Here is a 16,051-nt window from a genome sequence, read left to right as displayed (position 1 = left end):
GGAGATGTGACATGACCACCAAAGTCATCAAAAACGGCACTGTCTGCACGGCGGATCGCACGTGGAAGGCCGATGTTCTGATCGAGGATGAGACGATCAAACAGATCGGTGAGGACCTCAAGGGCGACGAATATATCGACGCCGAGGGGGCCTATGTCATCCCTGGTGGGATTGATCCGCATACCCATCTTGAGATGCCCTTCATGGGCACCACCGCCGCCGAAACATTTGAAACCGGCACATGGGCGGCGGCCTGTGGCGGCACTACGATGCTGGTCGATTTCTGCCTGCCCGGTGCCGATGGCAGCATCAAGAACGCGATCAACGAATGGCACCGCAAATCCGCGCCGCAGATTTGTAGCGATATCGGCTATCACATGGCGATCACCGGCTGGAATGAGACTGTGTTTTCCGAGATGGAAGATGCGGTCAAGATGGGCGTCAACTCGTTCAAGCATTTCATGGCCTACAAGGGCGCGCTGATGATCGAAGATGATGAGATGTTCGCCAGCTTCAAGCGCTGTGCCGAGTTGGGTGCGCTACCGATGGTGCATGCCGAAAACGGTGATCTGGTCGCCGAAATGCAGCAGAAATACTTTGACCAAGGCATGACCGGGCCCGAGGCGCACGCCTATTCCCGCCCGCCCGAATTTGAAGGCGAGGCCGCCAACCGCGCCATCTGTATCGCCGATGCGGCGGGGGTGCCGCTCTACATTGTGCATGTTAGCTGTGAACAGGCGCATGAGGCGATCCGGCGGGCGCGTCAAAAGGGCATGCGGGTCTATGGCGAGCCGCTCATCCAGTTCCTGACGCTGGACGAATCCGAGTATTTCAACAAGGATTGGGACCACGCCGCGCGCCGCGTGATGTCGCCCCCCTTCCGCTCAAAGGATCATCAGGATAGCCTCTGGGCCGGGTTGCAATCCGGGTCTTTGCAGGTCGTGGCGACCGATCACGCCGCCTTTTCCACCGCGCAGAAACGCGCCGGGCGCGATGATTTCCGGATCATCCCCAACGGGTCAAACGGTGTTGAAGAGCGGCTTGCCATGCTCTGGACCCAAGGGGTGGAAACCGGCCGCCTGACCCCGAATGAATTCGTTGCGGCGACAAGCACGAATGTCGCCAAGATCCTGAATATCTACCCCAAGAAAGGCGCGATTGTCGAAGGCGCCGATGCCGATATTGTGGTCTGGGACCCCAAGATCTCCAAAACAATCAGCCCGGCGAACCACCACTCGATCCTCGATTACAACGTCTTCGAGGGCTTTGAAGTCAGGGCGCAAAGCCGCTTTACCCTGAGCCGCGGCGAGGTGATCTGGGCCTGGGGCCAAAACTCGCAACCGCAACCCGGCCGCGGGCGGTTTGTACCCCGCCCGGCGTTCCCTTCCGCGCATCAGGCGCTCAGCAAATGGAAGGCGTTGAACGCGCCCAAGATGATCCAACGCGATCCGCTGAATATTCCGGCAGGTATCTGAGAAACAACGACCTCAGCCTCACTGGCCGGAGTCGCACCTTGACAAAGACAGGCCAGAACGGCGCAATAGAGCCGGGCAAGCGGGGGATGAAGTTTGACGAAAGACACGGTGATCAGCGCAACGGACCTGTCGCTGACATTTCAAACCAATGACGGGCCGGTGCATGCGTTGAAAGACGTCAGCCTGAACGTCGAACAGGGCGATTTCGTTAGCTTTATCGGCCCCTCGGGTTGTGGCAAGACAACGTTTCTGCGGGTCATGGCCGACCTGGAACATCCAACCGCTGGGCAGATCACCGTAAATGGCGTCAGCCCCGAAGACGCCCGTAAAGCCCGCGCCTATGGCTATGTGTTTCAGGCGGCAGGGCTTTATCCCTGGCGCACGATTGGCGGCAATATCCGCCTGCCGCTCGAAATCATGGGATACGCAAAATCCGATCAGGATGCCCGCGTGAAGGCCGTGTTGGAACTGGTGGAACTGTCCGGCTTTGAAAAGAAATTCCCATGGCAGTTGTCGGGCGGCATGCAACAGCGCGCCAGCATCGCGCGCGCCCTGGCCTTTGACGCCGATCTGTTGTTGATGGACGAACCCTTTGGCGCGCTTGATGAAATCGTGCGCGACCATTTGAATGAACAGCTTCTGGATCTGTGGAAACGGACCCAAAAGACCATCTGTTTTGTCACCCACTCGATCCCCGAAGCGGTCTATCTCAGTACCAAGATCGTCGTGATGTCGCCGCGCCCCGGTCGGATCGCCGACATCATTGACAGCCCGCTGCCGCGGGACCGACCGCTGGACATCCGCGACACACCCGAGTTCCTAGAGATCGCCCATCGCGTCCGCGAGGGCCTGAGAGCGGGGCATGGCGATGACGCGTAGGCCCCCATCCGTGGCGAACGCCCTCTCCCGTATGACGGGGAGAGGGACTTTCATCTTTCACGGTCATCGGCTCTCCAGCCTGTTCCGCAATAGAAGTGAAACACCAAATACTTTCATCTTTCTAAAAATACTCAAACTCTGTGCATGCGGTATGGTGGGTCTTGTGAGTATTTATGGAAAGATGAAAGCAGGGGCGACATGATGCGCAACCTTGTTCCCATTCTTACCGTCGTGGCGACGCTCTTCGTGCTCTGGTATGGGGCGGCGATTGCGCTCAATGCACCCTGGGCGCGGGATCAGGCTGCGCGGGCAGGCCAAGAGCTTGGGTTTGGCGCGCTTGTGGTCCAGACATGGACGCAGGACAAGCCCAAGTTACCGGCCCCGCATCAGGTGGCCGCTGAAATCTGGAAGACCACCGGCAAGATGGTCCTGGCCGGGCGCGGGTTTTCCAAGCGGTCGCTGTTTTATCACAGCTGGATCACCTTCAGCGCAACGGCGCTTGGGTTCCTGCTGGGCACCGCACTTGGTGTCGCGCTTGCGATTGGGATTGTTTACAATCGCACCATGGATATGAGTGTGATGCCCTGGGTGATCGCCAGCCAGACCATTCCCATTCTGGCGATTGCTCCGATGATCATCGTGGTGCTCAATGCGGTGGGCATTTCGGGGCTTCTTCCCAAGGCGATGATCTCGATGTATCTGTCGTTCTTTCCCGTGGTCGTGGGCATGGTCAAAGGCCTGCGCAGCCCGGGCGCGATGCAGCTTGACCAGATGCGCACATGGAATGCGAGTGCCTCACAGACCTTTTGGCGGCTGCGTCTGCCCTCTTCGATGCCTTATCTCTTTACCTCGCTCAAGGTTGGCATGGCCGCAAGCCTTGTCGGCGCCATTGTCGGCGAGTTGCCGACCGGCGCCGTGGCGGGGCTTGGCGCGCGTCTGCTTGCCGGAAGCTATTATGGCCAGACCATCCAAATCTGGAGCGCGCTGATCATGGCGGCCACGCTTGCGGCGGCCCTTGTGGGGATCATCGGGCTTATCCAGCGGGTCACCCTCAAGCGGATGGGGATGGCGTAATGGGCTGGTTGATCCTCGGAGCAACGGTCTGGGCACTCGGCTGGCGGATCAATTCGCGCCTGTCGCACCGCCCCAAGACAAGGCTGACCTCTCTTTTGGTGCCCTTGATCTTTGGCCTGACCCTGATCACGATCTGGGAAAGTCTGGTACGTGGGCTTGATATCTCGCCGATCCTGTTGCCCCCGCCCACGGCGATTGCGGCGACCTTTGCCAAATCCACCGATATCCTGTGGCAGGATTTCGTGCAGACCGCCCTGAAAGGTGCGCTTTCGGGGTTTATCATCGGCTGTGGCGCAGCGTTTCTGATCGCGGTTGCGATTGATCGCTTTCCGTTCCTGCAACGCGGGTTGTTGCCGGTCGGCAACTTCGTGGCCGCCTTGCCGATCATCGGCATGGCACCGATCCTTGTGATGTGGTTCGGCTTTGACTGGCAATCCAAGGCCGCAGTGGTTGTCGTGATGGTGTTCTTCCCGATGCTGGTGAATACCGTGCAGGGTTTGCAGGACACCGATGCGATGCAGCGCGATCTGATGCGCACCTATGCGGCGGGCTATTGGAAAACCCTGTTGAAACTGCGCCTGCCGGCCGCGATGCCGTTTGTCTTTAACGGGCTGAAGATCGCCACGACGCTGGCTTTGATCGGCGCGATTGTGGCAGAGTTTTTTGGCTCACCCATCAAGGGCATGGGATTTCGTATTTCAACCTCGGTGGGCCAGCTCGCGCTTGATCTTGTCTGGGCGGAAATCGTTGTCGCGGCGATTGTCGGCTCGGGGTTTTACGGCGCCATGGCGCTGATTGAAAAGGCGGTGACCTTCTGGCACCCGTCACAAAGAGGCCGGACATAAGGCCGACATCTAAAAAGGGAGACGACCGATGAAAACGTTTTTGACAAGCCTTGGCCTTGCGGCGCTGACCAGCGTTGCGGGCATGGCGCAGGCGGCGGACGATCTGACGCTGCAACTCAAATGGGTCACCCAGGCCCAGTTTGCAGGCTATTACGTGGCCCAGGATAAGGGGTTTTATGGCGACGAGGATCTGAACGTCACGATCAAGCCGGGCGGCCCGGACATCGCCCCGACACAGGTGATTGCCGGTGGCGGTGCCGATGTCACGGTGGAATGGATGCCCGCCGCCCTCTCGGCGCGTGAAAAGGGCCTGCCGCTGGTCAATATCGCGCAGCCGTTCAAATCCTCGGGCATGATGTTGGTTTGCCTCAAGGAAACCGGCGTGACCGGGCCTGCGGATTTTCCCGGGCGCACTTTGGGCGTGTGGTTCTTTGGCAATGAGTTTCCGTTCCTGTCATGGATGAGCCAGCTTGGCATCCCGACAACCGGCGGCGCGGATGGTGTCACCGTTCTCAAGCAGGGGTTCAATGTTGATCCGCTCCTGCAGAAACAGGCCGATTGCATTTCGACCATGACCTATAATGAATATGGGCAGGTGCTGGATGCCGGGATCACCGAAGATCAGTTGATCACCTTCAAATACGAGGATCAGGGCGTCGCCACATTGGAAGACGGGCTTTATGTTCTTGAGGAGAAGTTGGACGATCCGGCCGAAGTTGATAAACTGGCGCGGTTCGTGCGGGCCTCGATGAAGGGCTGGAAATGGGCCGAGCAAAACCCCGAAGAGGCGGCGATGATCGTGCTTGATAACGATGCCACCGGCGCACAGACCGAAAAACATCAGATCCGCATGATGGGTGAGGTGGCCAAGCTGACCGCAGGCAGCAACGGCGCGCTTGATCCGGCCGATTTCGAGCGCACGGTGCAATCGCTGTTGTCGGGTGGCTCTGATCCGGTGATCAGCAAACACCCCGGCGATGGGGCCTGGACGCATGTCATTTCCGACGCCGCGTTGAAATAGCACGCGCGATAGCACGAAAATTGGCCCGGGTTTCACGCCCCGGGCCTTTTTTGATTGCCCCAAGTGGAAAAGCGCGCAGCGATCATCTTGGGGATAGGTCTTTGTTTACCACAACATATTGCCCCACACCCGCCGATGGAGGCCGAAAAACCTATTATAAATGAAGGCTTTAAATGAAAAGAGAGCTGTGCTAGTCTTGAGCGCATAAATAAAGGCCAGTCGAAAAATCGGCGGCGCGAGGCAGAAAAGAGCAGTTCTATGAAAACACGGGGCAAGCAGCCGGTCCTTTGGGGTCTGTTGGTGTTGGCAACCATCTGGATGCTGGTCGTTGTACCGCTAAGCGCCGTGGCGGCGCCCTATGCGGCAATGGTGATGGATGCACGCAGCGGCAAGGTTCTTCATTCGCGTAACGCCGATGCCCGGCTTCACCCGGCCTCTCTTACCAAGATGATGACGCTTTATATTGTGTTCGAGGCCGTCCAGAACGGCGAGATAGACCTTGATGACAAGGTTCGCATTTCTGCCCATGCCGCAAGTGAACCGCCCAGCAAACTTGGCCTGCGCGCCGGTCAGACAATCGCGCTTCGCTATCTCGTGCGTGCAGCGGCGGTCAAGTCGGCCAATGATGCGGCCACTGCCCTTGGCGAGGCAATCGAGGGATCAGAGGCGCAATTTGCCCGCCGGATGAACCGCACCGCCAAGGCGCTTGGCATGACCCGCACCACCTTCAAGAATGCCCATGGCCTTACGGAAAGCGGGCATTTGTCCACTGCCCGTGACATGACCGTTCTGGGCCGCAGCCTGTTTTACGACTATCCGCAATATTACAACCTGTTCTCACGCATCACCGCCGATGCGGGGGTGCGCTCGGTCAATCATACCAACCGCCGCATGCTCAAAAGCTATCGCGGGGCGGACGGGATCAAGACCGGCTATACCCGCGCGGCGGGCTTTAACCTTGTGGCAAGCGCCGAGCGTGGCAGTGAACGGATCATTGCCACCGTCTTTGGCGGGCAATCGACCGCCTCGCGCAATGCCAAGGTGGCCGAGCTTCTGGACCTCGGCTTTCGCAAATCGCCCAGCCGGGTTGCAGTGAACCGCCCCGCACGCCCGCCTTATATGGGCAAGATCGGCAACGGCGCCCCGGTGATGATCGCCGAAGGGCAGGATCGTCCGGCCCTGGCCGCCAAGACCATTCGCCTTACCAGTGCCGCCGCCGTGCGCAAGAGCCTGCGCCCACAGTCGCGCCCGGCCCCCGAAGCCCCGGTGGCCGTTGCCGTCAAAGACGATATCGAACGCGCACTTCTGGCCGCTCAGCAGGTTGCCAAAGCCGAGACCGAGGCAGAGGTTATCCCCGCAGGCAGCGTTGCCACCGCCGCCCCCAGGGTCACCGCAGATGTACGCCCCGAACCGCGTCCAGAAAATGTCGTTCTGGCAAGTGCGCCCTCCGGTGACCCAATTCAGGAAGTGGTCATGCGCGTTTCAACCTCTGGCGGGCGCCACTGGGGCATCAACGTGGGCCGCTATCCCAGCCAGTACAAGGCGCGCCAGATCCTGTTGAAGACCGCCCTGAGCGAGATGAGCACGCTGGACGGGTCGCTGCGCAAGGTCATCAAACGCCCCACCGGCTTTGATGCGAATTTCATGGGATTGACCCGCGAAAGCGCCGATCTGGCCTGTCGCCGGTTGCAGGCGAAAAAGATCACCTGCTTCATGATCGGGCCGGGCTGATATCCGGGGCGCATGGCAGTAGGGCAGTCGCCTATCCTCAAAGCTACAAATGATTCCTTGGCGTCCACGCCGCCAATTCGTCAGGGCGCCGCGAATGGCAACCTCCGCGAGGGCAGTAATCGCGACAAGCCTCATCATCACAACCGTGTTCGCCGCATAATAAGGCGCTTGAATACTTTGCACACTGATGAAATTTAGCGCGCATCCAGCACAGAGGCGCAAAATTGCATTTCCTGAAATCACTCGGCCCCGCCGTTGCCCACGTTTCAAGCCTTGAGGCAATGCGTGCGGGGATTGGCGCCCTAATCGGTTTAGGGTTGACCGGCCTGTTTCTGCTGTCGCCAAACGTGGATCTGGAGCTGGGCCTCTACCTTGTCGCCCCTTTCGGGGCGTCGTCTGTTCTACTGTTCGCCGTTCCGAACAGCCCTCTGGCACAGCCTTGGTCGGCGATTGTCGGCAATACCATTGCTGCCATCGTGGGGGTGGCCGTTTGCCTGCTCTTAACTGATCCTGCCTTGCGGATCGCGCTTGCGGTTGGGATTACGATCATCGTGACCATTTTGTGCCGCGCGGTCCACCCCCCCGCCGGGGCCGTTGCCATGACTGCCGCCATGTCCCCGGATGCCATCGCACATTTGGGATTTTGGTTCGCCCTTACGCCTATTGCTGTCGGGACAACAGCCCTCGTACTTATCGCAGCCGTCTACGCCCGTCTCACGGGGCGGCGCTATCCATTCCGGCAGTTCGATGACACAAGCAAGCACGGAACTGAAGACCGCAATCCGACCGAACGCCTGGGACTTTCGGAAGAAGAGCTGACAGGTATCCTCGAACGGTATAGCCAATCGTTCAACCTTGGCGTCGAGGATCTGGCCCGGCTGATCGGCGCGGCAGAATTGCAAGCCGCCGCGCATTTCTCCGGCCCACTGACCGCGCAGGACATCATGTCCTCCAACCTTGTCACGATAAGTCCAGTGACCCGATTAGGCGAGATCGCGGATCTGTTCCGGCAGCATCGTTTCGCATCGCTGCCCGTCGTGGGGCCTGACATGACGTTTCTGGGCGTCATCTTCCAAATGCACCTCATCAGCCAGGCCCGGGCCGACGCACTACGTCTTGGTCGGGGCTATGTGGCCGCGATCCGCCGCCTTCTGAATAGAGACTGGGAGAAGCCGGTGAAGGCCGGCGACATCATGAACGTCGCCGGCCCCCGCGCCACAACGCACACACCCATCGGGGCCTTGCTACCCATGATGGCCGACGGTGATACCGATGCCGTTCCCGTCCTTGAGCACAATAAAATCGTCGGCATCGTCACTCGGACAGATCTTATAGCCGCGCTCGCCCGTAGCGCGGCGCGCAACGGCGCCTAACATACAACGCTCCATCTTGTCCTAAGGATTAAAATGGTGGGTTCACCTATTGAGCGCACCCCGCATTCCCGCCGCACAAGCCACAGGATTTACACTACTGTTTCGGCTTGTCGTCGTAGTCGTCGCTCAAGATGCGACGTGCGTCGCCTTCGGGGTCATCGTATTGGTTGGATTTGACCGTGTAGATAAAGGCGACAAGCCCCACGGCGCCAAGAATCAGAGAGATCGGGATCAGATAGGTCAGGATATTCATCGCCTCTACCTCAGTCTCAAAGCGTTCAGCGAAACCGTGATCGAGCTAAGCGACATCGCCAGCGCCGCGATAAGCGGCGTCGCAAGCCCGGCCACGGCCAAGGGCACGGCAATCATATTATAAATCGTGGCAATACGAAAGTTCTCGCGAATGCGCCGGGTGGCCGATTGCGCCGTATCACAGGCCGCTGCAATCGGTGTTAGGTCATTGCCCAAGAGCACGATATCGCTGGCGACCCGCGCGGCATCAAGCGCGCTGGCGGGCGAGATCGACACATGCGCCGCCGCAAGCGCCGCCGTATCGTTAAGCCCGTCCCCGACCATCAGCACATGCGCGCCCTCACCGCTCAGCGCCTGAATGCGGGCCGATTTATCGGCCGGCAGGGCCTCTGCCACCCAGTGCGGAATGCCAAGGCGCAGCGCCAAGGCCTCGACCGCCGGGGTGGTATCGCCTGACATGAGGATCACGGTCTTGCCGCTGGATTTGAGCGCCTCGACCGCCTCGGCGGCACCGGGGCGCAACCGGTCGGCAAAGATAAAGGCCAGCGGCGCCTGATCGCCGACCTTGAGAAAACTCGCCGTGTCGGCCAGCGGCGTGGCCCCGGTCCAGCTTGCGCGGCCAAGGCGCACCTCTTGCCCGCTCCAGAGCCCGCGGGTGCCATAGCCCGGCACCTCGGTTACATCGCTTAGCTGAGTGGCGGCAAATCCGCCGTCGCGCGCCGCAGTGGTGATCGCACGGGCCAACGGGTGCGACGAGCCCTGCGCAAGCGCAAGCGCGCATTCCACCGCCCTGCGCGGCAGTGCCGCAAGGTTGGTCAGCTGCGGCGTGCCGGTGGTCAGCGTTCCGGTCTTGTCAAACACCACGGTATCGACCTGCGCCAACCGCTCAAGCGCGGTTTCATGCTTGATCAGCATGCCCCGTCTAAACAGCCGCCCCGAGGCCGCTGTCGTCACCGCCGGCACCGCCAGCCCAAGCGCACAGGGGCAGGTGATGATCAGAACCGCAGCCGCGATATTAAGCGCCGTGCGCATGTCCCATGTGTAAAGATACCAGCCCAGAAAGCTAAGCGCCGAGAGGATATGCACGCCGGGCGCATAAAGCTTGGCGGCCTTGTCGGCCAGCGAGGTATAACGCGAGCGCCCTGATTCAGCGATTGCCACAAGATCGGCCATCCGGTGAAGCGATGTATCCGCCCCTACCGCCGTGGCGCGAATGGTCAGCGGCCCGGTCAGGTTGACCTCGCCCGCCGACACCGCCTGCCCCTCGCCTGCGAACACCGGCAGGGTTTCACCGGTCAGCAAGGATCGGTCGATTTCCGAGGTGCCGGTAACGATCTCGCCATCGACCGGCATGCGCCCGCCGGGGCGCACCAAGATCAGATCGCCAAGCCGCAATTCGGCAATGTTCACCTGCGCCTCGACCCCGTCGCGCAGACGGGTGGCGCGGGGCACCTCAAGCGCCGTAAGCTCTTCGGCGGCAGAGCGGGCAATCGCGCGGGTGCGGTGATCAAGATACCGCCCGGCCAACAGGAAAAACGTCAGTGCAAGTGCCGCGTCAAAATAGGCATGCTCGCCCGACAGAACCGTTTCCCAGAGCGAGGTGAAAATCGCCAGCACAATCGCCAGAGTGATCGGCACATCCATATTGAGCCGCCCCTTGGACAGGGCCGCCCAGGCATTGCGGAAAAACGGCTGACCGGAAAAGGCAATCGCCGGAAGGGTGATCGCCGCCGATATCCAGTGGAACATGTCGCGCGTGGCGTCCTCGGCGCCCGACCAGACCGAAACCGAAAGCAGCATCACGTTCATGCTGGCAAAACCCGCCACGGCCAGCCGCATCAAAAGATCACGTCCGGCGCGCCCCGTCGCGGTGGCGCCAAGCGAGGCCCCGTCAAGCTCGTGTGCCTCAAAGCCAAGCCCCTCGACCAGGGTGCGCAACTCTTCGGCGCTGACCTCTGGCGCCGCATCAATGCTGGCGCGTTTCAGCGTCAGGTTCACCCGCGCCCCGCGCACGCCGGGATGCGCGTTCAGCCCACGCTCGATCTTGGAGATGCAGGCCGAGCAATGAATCGTCGGCAAGGACAGCGCAATTTGCGCGGGCTTCAACGCCCGTTCGGCCAATGCCTCGGCCGCCGGGGCGGCGGCACAGGCCGGACAGGCCGAAGGCGACGGACGCATGGGGACGGTCATTGCCGGTTATTCCTTGTGCAGGACAACGCGCTGTTGAAAAAGCGTGCCATCCCCGGATGTGGCTTGCATACGGATATTCCAATTGCCCTCCCCAAGGGTGACGGGCGCGAAATAGGCCTTGCCGTCAAAGCGGAAATCGGGGGTTTGATCGTCAAACACATGGGTGGCGCGCCCAACCGTGGCCTCAAGCGTATTTACCTCAACCGGCTTGCCCGCGTCATCGGTGATATGCAGCCACAGCAGGCCATCGGCGTGATCGGCCTCGACATGCCAGCCAAGCCCCTCTTGCGCGGCTTTGCGAATGTTGAATTCCTGGCTGGCGACATAAGAATTTTTAACCTCAAGCCCCGGAAAGGTGGTGACCGCCGAATAGGCCAGCACAAGATTGACGCCGATGATCACCCCAAAGGCGGCGGCAAAGCCAAGGAACACCTGCCGCCCGGTTATCTTGCGCTCGCTCATCAGTTTTCCCTTCCGTTGAAAACGGTATCCTTATAGGCGCGATCACCGTTCAGCGTGTCCTCGATCCACAGGCGCACCTCGCTGCGCTCGACCTTGGCGGCTTCGGCATCCGGTGCGGCAACGAGGTAAACCCGCTGCAAGCGCATCGAATCCGCAGGCACCGTCACCGACGAATAGGGCGTGCCCTCAAGCGCAAGGCGGATCGCGGGATCACCACTGACCGTCAGGTTAAAGCGCCGATCCTCACCGTGTTTGTTGCGCAGGCGCACCTCATAGGTGTTGCGGATCGAGCCATCCGACAACATTACATAGGTCGGGTTGCGCACCGGCGCCACCGTCATGTCAATATCCGAGCGGATAAACAACGCAAACACCAGACCAAAGCCGACAAGCGCCCAAAGGGCCGTATACATGATCGTGCGCGGGCGCAGGATATGCTTGAGGATCGGCTTGGGTGGCTTGCCCGCGCGTTCGTTTTCCTCATCGGTCAGTGCCATGTAATCAATCAGGCCGCGCGGCTTGCCGATCTTGGCCATGATGTCATCACAGGCATCAATGCAAAGCGCGCAGGTGATACATTCAAGCTGTTGGCCATCGCGGATATCAATCCCCACCGGGCAGACATTCACGCAGGCCATGCAGTCGATGCAATCGCCCTGCGGCGCGCCATCCGCAACCTCTTGCGAATGCTTGCGCGGCTCGCCCCGCCACTCGCGATAGCCAACGACAAGGCTGTCTTCGTCCAGCATCGCGGCCTGAATACGCGGCCAGGGGCAGGCATAGATACAGATCTGTTCACGCGCGATACCGCCGAAGAAAAACGTCGTCGCCGTCAGGACGGCGACGGTCGTATAGGCAACCGGGTGTGCGTTGAGGGTGAACAGATCGACCAGAAGCGTCGGCGCATCGGTGAAATAGAACACCCAGGCCCCGCCGGTGGCGAGGCCGATCAACAGCCAGCTCAGCCATTTGGTCAACCTGAGGCGCACCTTGCGCAGATCCCATTTCTTTTGCCGGTGCAGGCGCAGGCGCGCGTTGCGGTCGCCCTCGATCCAGCGCTCGACCAGAATGAAAAGATCGGTCCAGACCGTTTGCGGACAGGCATAGCCACACCACACCCGACCAAGCGCCGAGGTGAACAGAAACAGGCCCAGACCAGCCATCACCAGAAGGCCGGCGATGAAATAGAACTCATGCGGCCAGATTTCGATCCAGAAGAAAAAGAACCGCCGACTTGCCAGATCAATCAGCACCGCCTGATCCGGAAGGCTTGGCCCGCGATCCCAGCGAATCCAAGGCGTGACATAGTAAATGCCAAGCGTGACGATCAGGATCGCCCATTTCAGATTGCGAAACTTGCCACTGACCCTGCGAGGGAAAATGGGCTCGTGTGCGGCATAGAGGGATTGGGGGGCATCTGGCTGAGAATCGGCCACGGGCTCACTCCGACTTAGGGATATTTCCAGTCTTTTCGCAGGCCGGCCCCGAGGCAACCTTGACCTGCATCAAATTCTGAATCTAGAATCGATCAATTAACAGGTCTGGACCAGTTTTGCCTGTTTTTTCAACCAACTTGCAAAGGCTTTGGCCGGCGCGCGCAACACGCCCGGACGGGTGACAATATAGTATCCGCTTTCGTCCGGGTCCTCAAACAAAAGCACAAGCCGACCCGCCGCGATATCCTGCCTGACCCATTCGCGGACTGTCAGGGCCACCCCCTGACCATTGCGAAGCCCGTCCAGCAAGAGATTGACCGGCACCTGTACCAGCCCCGCGGCGCGCGCCTCGGTCACCCCGCGTTGGCGCAACCAATCGCTTGATTCAGTGGTTCCGGTTTCCTGAAGCCAGGGCAGACGCACAAGATCGGCCGGGCTGGTGATCTGCATACCCGCTACCAGTTTGGGGGCCGCGACAGCCACCAACGGTGAGCAAAACAACAACTCTGCTTCAAGCCCCGGCCAATGACCGGCGCCATAGCGCAGGGCGACGTCAATGCCGCCCGGCTCCAGCGTGACTACGTTGGGCGTGGCGTCAATCATGATGTCGATCTGCGGGTGGGCCTCTCGAAAGGCACTCAGGCAGGGCATCAGCCATTGCGCGGCAAAGCCCGGCGTCGTCGACACCTGCAAGGGGCGGTCGGCATCCGCGCCGGTCAGCGCCTCGACCGCGCGCGCGATTGCGCCAAACCCAAGGCCAAGCGCATCGGCCAGCTGCTGCCCCTCTGCCGTGAGCACAAGGTGGCGCCCCGAACGATCGACAAGAGCGACACCAAGATGTGTCTCAAGCTGTTTGACCTGCTGGCTTATCGCCGCATGGCTGACGTTCAGGCGCGCCCCCGCCGCCGCCGTCGCGCCGGTATCGGCCAGGGCCGAAAACGCGCGCAACGCGGTCAGGGGTGGCAGGGAAAGCCAATCAATCATGTTAGACTACCTTACATATCTGATTTTTTCCAGACTCGCCCAAAACGCCCGCATTGTCCATATTGAACGCAGAAACACAGCACCGGAAAGGACGACACAATGTTCAGCATCTTCGCAAATACTTTCAGAACTGCCACCCGTCTTGGCCCGCACAGCGAGGCGCGCCATCACCGTGCAGGGCGCGCGCATTGGCCGCCTGCGGAACGTTTTGACGCGCGTTCGGGGGCCGAGATCGAGGCGCATCTTCATGCCCGCCGTCGTGACTGAGGGCCGCGCAAGGGCCGACCGCTGGCCTTGGCGCAACGGGCGATGGGCCGCTCATCCGCCTTCTCGGGCCGCCTCGCGCAGCATGCACAAAAAAGGCCCCGCATTGGGGCCCGAGGATTGACAGCAACCGATCTTTCAGCAGTTTAATGGCACCGGCCCTTCCAGGAAACGCGCGAACAGGACGGAAAGACCGATGCCGACCCCGGGCCGCCTGCGCCAACACGCGGCCCGGGGTATTCTTTTTGGCTTACTCGCCGCCGCCCAATTGATGGACGTAGACCGCGACCGCCCGCACCTCGGCCTCGGAAAGGCGCGTGTTCCACGGCGGCATCACACCATAGCGGCTATTGGTGACGGTTTCCTTGATCGTTGCAAAGTCACCGCCATAGAGCCAGATCGCATCCGCGAGGTTCGGAGCCCCCTGAAAGATGTCGCCTTGGGCATTCTCGCCGTGACAGGCCGCGCAGTTGTCCATGAACACCGTCTCCCCTTCGGCGACAAGACTTGCGTCCTGCGGCGTGCCTGACAGGGACATCACGTAGTTGGCAACCTGATCAATCTGCGGGGTCTCCAGAATCTCACCAAAGGCGGGCATTTCCGAATAGCGTGCATCGTCGTCAACTTCGTTGCGGATACCATGAGAAATCGTGGTGTGGATATCCTCAATCGCCCCGCCCCAAAGCCAATCATTGTCCAGCAGGTTGGGATAGCCTTTGGCCCCCGCCGCGCCGGACCCGTGACACTGGGCGCACCAGGTCTTGAACACCGCCGCGCCCGCCGATGTGGCATAGGCCTGCAACTCGGGGGTTTCGGCAACCGAGGCCAGTTCGACCGAGGCCAGCTTGGCGTTGATCTCGGCATTGGCGGCCTCGGCTTCGGCCAGTTCGACCGCGATGTTGGCCCGCGTCGACCAACCCTTATAACCGGATGTGGCCCCCTCGATCATCGGCCAGGCCGGATAGGCGATCACATACCAAATGCCCCAGGCGATACAGGCATATAACGTCCATAGCCACCACCGCGGCAGGGGGTTGTTATATTCCTGAATACCGTCCCATTCATGGCCGGTTGTTTCGACCTCGGGTTTCTTTTTTGTGGGTTTTTTTGCCATGTTTCTCACGCCTCCTTGGCGTCGGCATCGCCGTCGGATGCCGGTTTGTCTTCATGCCGGAAGGGGATGTTCGAGGGGTTCTCGTATTTCTTCGTGGCACCGGGGCGGAACACCCAGACCACCATGCCAACAAAGAAAGCGAACAACGCCAGCAGCATCCAGCTATCGGCAAATTCACGCAGCAGAGAATAGGTTTCCATTGTGTCCATCCTCTCCTAGCGGCTTGCCACAGGCGTGAAGGTCGAGAAATCAACCAGCGTACCCAGCATTTGCAGATAAGCGATCAGCGCGTCAGCCTCGGAAATCCCGGCCTGCCCGTCAAAGTTACGGACTTGCGCATTGGGATAGCGTTCCAGCAACCCGTCGGTATCGCCAAACGGATCGACCTGAACCTTGAAGTCGGCCTTGGCGTTTTCGATCATCTCATCGGAATATGGCACCCCGACAAGCGCATGCGTCGCCAAAAGATCTCCAACATGCTCGGGTTCGATCATGCGGTTTTCCAGAAAGCCGTATTTCGGCATCACCGATTCAGGCACAACCGATTGCGGGTTACGCAGGTGATCGACATGCCATTCGTCCGAATAACGCCCCCCCACACGGGCCAGATCCGGCCCGGTGCGTTTAGACCCCCACTGGAACGGGTGGTCGTACTTCGACTCCGCCGCAAGGCTATAGTGGCCGTACCGCTCAACCTCGTCGCGCATCGGGCGGATCATCTGGCTGTGACAGACATAACACCCTTCACGCACATAGATGTCGCGACCCGTCAACTCCAGCGGGGAATAGGGGCGCATGCCCTCGACATCCTCGATGGTGTTTTCGAGCCAGAACAGCGGGGCGATCTGAACGATCCCCCCGACGGTGACCACGAGGAAGGCAAACACCGCCAAAAGCGTGATGTTCTTTTCCAGGACTGCGTGTTTATCAAGAATTCCCATCTTTCCGGCC

The 16,051-nt window shown here is 60.4% G+C and carries 16 protein-coding genes; 8 read left to right on the top strand and 8 right to left on the bottom strand.

Features of this window, described 5'->3' with window-relative positions; translation table 11 throughout:
• Positions 1-11: 11 nt before the first annotated feature.
• From hydA to BMZ91_RS10965, 7 genes are all read left to right on the top strand, one after another.
• Complete coding sequence (gene hydA, locus BMZ91_RS10995) at positions 12-1,475, top strand: dihydropyrimidinase (RefSeq protein WP_092838486.1); 1,464 nt, start codon at positions 12-14, stop codon at positions 1,473-1,475.
• A gap of 93 nt (positions 1,476-1,568) precedes the next feature.
• Positions 1,569-2,354, top strand: coding sequence for an ABC transporter ATP-binding protein (locus BMZ91_RS10990; protein WP_092838483.1), 786 nt, complete (start codon positions 1,569-1,571; stop codon positions 2,352-2,354).
• A gap of 198 nt (positions 2,355-2,552) precedes the next feature.
• Positions 2,553-3,428, top strand: coding sequence for an ABC transporter permease (locus tag BMZ91_RS10985; RefSeq protein WP_092838480.1), 876 nt, complete (start codon positions 2,553-2,555; stop codon positions 3,426-3,428).
• A complete protein-coding gene (locus BMZ91_RS10980) occupies positions 3,428-4,273 on the top strand; it encodes an ABC transporter permease (RefSeq protein ID WP_092838477.1) in 846 nt (281 codons plus the stop codon). Before BMZ91_RS10985 ends, BMZ91_RS10980 begins: the two co-directional genes overlap by 1 nt.
• A 28-nt stretch (positions 4,274-4,301) precedes the next feature.
• A complete protein-coding gene (locus tag BMZ91_RS10975; protein ID WP_218145660.1) occupies positions 4,302-5,294 on the top strand; it encodes an ABC transporter substrate-binding protein in 993 nt (330 codons plus the stop codon).
• Positions 5,295-5,552: 258 nt separating this feature from the next.
• Complete coding sequence (locus BMZ91_RS10970; RefSeq protein WP_092838474.1) at positions 5,553-7,025, top strand: D-alanyl-D-alanine carboxypeptidase family protein; 1,473 nt, start codon at positions 5,553-5,555, stop codon at positions 7,023-7,025.
• A gap of 224 nt (positions 7,026-7,249) precedes the next feature.
• Positions 7,250-8,398: an HPP family protein gene (locus BMZ91_RS10965; protein ID WP_425441563.1), complete on the top strand. Its 1,149-nt coding sequence runs from the start codon at positions 7,250-7,252 to the stop codon at positions 8,396-8,398.
• A gap of 94 nt (positions 8,399-8,492) precedes the next feature.
• On the opposite strand, the gene ccoS is transcribed toward BMZ91_RS10965, so the two are convergent.
• The 5 genes from ccoS to BMZ91_RS10940 all read right to left on the bottom strand — a co-directional run bounded on the left by ccoS (position 8,493) and on the right by BMZ91_RS10940 (position 13,719).
• Complete coding sequence (ccoS, locus tag BMZ91_RS10960; protein ID WP_092838472.1) at positions 8,493-8,651, bottom strand: cbb3-type cytochrome oxidase assembly protein CcoS; 159 nt, start codon at positions 8,649-8,651, stop codon at positions 8,493-8,495.
• Positions 8,652-8,656: 5 nt separating this feature from the next.
• Positions 8,657-10,840, bottom strand: coding sequence for a heavy metal translocating P-type ATPase (locus tag BMZ91_RS10955; protein ID WP_092838469.1), 2,184 nt, complete (start codon positions 10,838-10,840; stop codon positions 8,657-8,659).
• Positions 10,841-10,846: 6 nt separating this feature from the next.
• On the bottom strand, positions 10,847-11,302 hold the full coding sequence (locus tag BMZ91_RS10950) for a FixH family protein (RefSeq protein ID WP_177193846.1): 456 nt from the start codon (positions 11,300-11,302) through the stop codon (positions 10,847-10,849).
• Positions 11,302-12,738, bottom strand: a complete 1,437-nt coding sequence (ccoG, locus tag BMZ91_RS10945) for a cytochrome c oxidase accessory protein CcoG (RefSeq protein ID WP_092838463.1) — start codon at positions 12,736-12,738, stop codon at positions 11,302-11,304. The genes BMZ91_RS10950 and ccoG overlap by 1 nt, the downstream gene beginning before the upstream one ends.
• A 96-nt stretch (positions 12,739-12,834) precedes the next feature.
• Positions 12,835-13,719 carry a LysR family transcriptional regulator gene (locus BMZ91_RS10940; protein ID WP_092838703.1) on the bottom strand — a complete coding sequence of 295 codons (885 nt, stop codon included), beginning with the start codon at positions 13,717-13,719 and terminating at the stop codon, positions 12,835-12,837.
• Positions 13,720-13,821: 102 nt separating this feature from the next.
• On the opposite strand from BMZ91_RS10940, the gene BMZ91_RS21440 reads away from it, so the two are divergent.
• Positions 13,822-13,989 (top strand): hypothetical protein, encoded by a 168-nt coding sequence (locus tag BMZ91_RS21440; protein ID WP_177193845.1) that lies wholly within the window; start codon positions 13,822-13,824, stop codon positions 13,987-13,989.
• 247 nt (positions 13,990-14,236) lie between these two features.
• Here BMZ91_RS21440 and ccoP read toward each other — a convergent pair whose 3' ends face one another.
• From ccoP to ccoO, 3 genes are read right to left on the bottom strand one after another with little or no spacing between them, the layout of a single operon-like run.
• Positions 14,237-15,100, bottom strand: a complete 864-nt coding sequence (gene ccoP, locus BMZ91_RS10935) for a cytochrome-c oxidase, cbb3-type subunit III (RefSeq protein ID WP_092838460.1) — start codon at positions 15,098-15,100, stop codon at positions 14,237-14,239.
• A gap of 5 nt (positions 15,101-15,105) precedes the next feature.
• Positions 15,106-15,300 carry a cbb3-type cytochrome c oxidase subunit 3 gene (locus BMZ91_RS10930; RefSeq protein ID WP_092838457.1) on the bottom strand — a complete coding sequence of 65 codons (195 nt, stop codon included), beginning with the start codon at positions 15,298-15,300 and terminating at the stop codon, positions 15,106-15,108.
• A 15-nt stretch (positions 15,301-15,315) separates the two neighbouring features.
• Positions 15,316-16,041 (bottom strand): cytochrome-c oxidase, cbb3-type subunit II, encoded by a 726-nt coding sequence (gene ccoO, locus BMZ91_RS10925; RefSeq protein WP_092838454.1) that lies wholly within the window; start codon positions 16,039-16,041, stop codon positions 15,316-15,318.
• Between the last annotated feature and the right edge of the window lie 10 nt (positions 16,042-16,051).

Source organism: Roseovarius lutimaris, assembly GCF_900115165.1.
In the GTDB taxonomy this organism is placed as follows: Bacteria; Pseudomonadota; Alphaproteobacteria; order Rhodobacterales; family Rhodobacteraceae; genus Roseovarius; species Roseovarius lutimaris.
This window is presented reverse-complemented; position numbering and strand designations above follow the sequence as displayed.

What these genes read in the sequence shown, in the direction of transcription:
- hydA (WP_092838486.1), top strand. Translation starts at nt 12, where the DNA reads ATGACCACCAAAGTCATCAAAAACGGCACTGTCTGCACGGCGGATCGC.
- BMZ91_RS10985 (WP_092838480.1), top strand. Translation starts at nt 2,553, where the DNA reads ATGATGCGCAACCTTGTTCCCATTCTTACCGTCGTGGCGACGCTCTTC.
- BMZ91_RS10980 (WP_092838477.1), top strand. Translation starts at nt 3,428, where the DNA reads ATGGGCTGGTTGATCCTCGGAGCAACGGTCTGGGCACTCGGCTGGCGG.
- BMZ91_RS10975 (WP_218145660.1), top strand. Translation starts at nt 4,302, where the DNA reads ATGAAAACGTTTTTGACAAGCCTTGGCCTTGCGGCGCTGACCAGCGTT.
- BMZ91_RS10970 (WP_092838474.1), top strand. Translation starts at nt 5,553, where the DNA reads ATGAAAACACGGGGCAAGCAGCCGGTCCTTTGGGGTCTGTTGGTGTTG.
- ccoS (WP_092838472.1), bottom strand. Translation starts at nt 8,651, where the DNA reads ATGAATATCCTGACCTATCTGATCCCGATCTCTCTGATTCTTGGCGCC.
- BMZ91_RS10955 (WP_092838469.1), bottom strand. Translation starts at nt 10,840, where the DNA reads ATGACCGTCCCCATGCGTCCGTCGCCTTCGGCCTGTCCGGCCTGTGCC.
- BMZ91_RS10950 (WP_177193846.1), bottom strand. Translation starts at nt 11,302, where the DNA reads ATGAGCGAGCGCAAGATAACCGGGCGGCAGGTGTTCCTTGGCTTTGCC.
- BMZ91_RS21440 (WP_177193845.1), top strand. Translation starts at nt 13,822, where the DNA reads ATGTTCAGCATCTTCGCAAATACTTTCAGAACTGCCACCCGTCTTGGC.
- ccoP (WP_092838460.1), bottom strand. Translation starts at nt 15,100, where the DNA reads ATGGCAAAAAAACCCACAAAAAAGAAACCCGAGGTCGAAACAACCGGC.
- BMZ91_RS10930 (WP_092838457.1), bottom strand. Translation starts at nt 15,300, where the DNA reads ATGGAAACCTATTCTCTGCTGCGTGAATTTGCCGATAGCTGGATGCTG.
- ccoO (WP_092838454.1), bottom strand. Translation starts at nt 16,041, where the DNA reads ATGGGAATTCTTGATAAACACGCAGTCCTGGAAAAGAACATCACGCTT.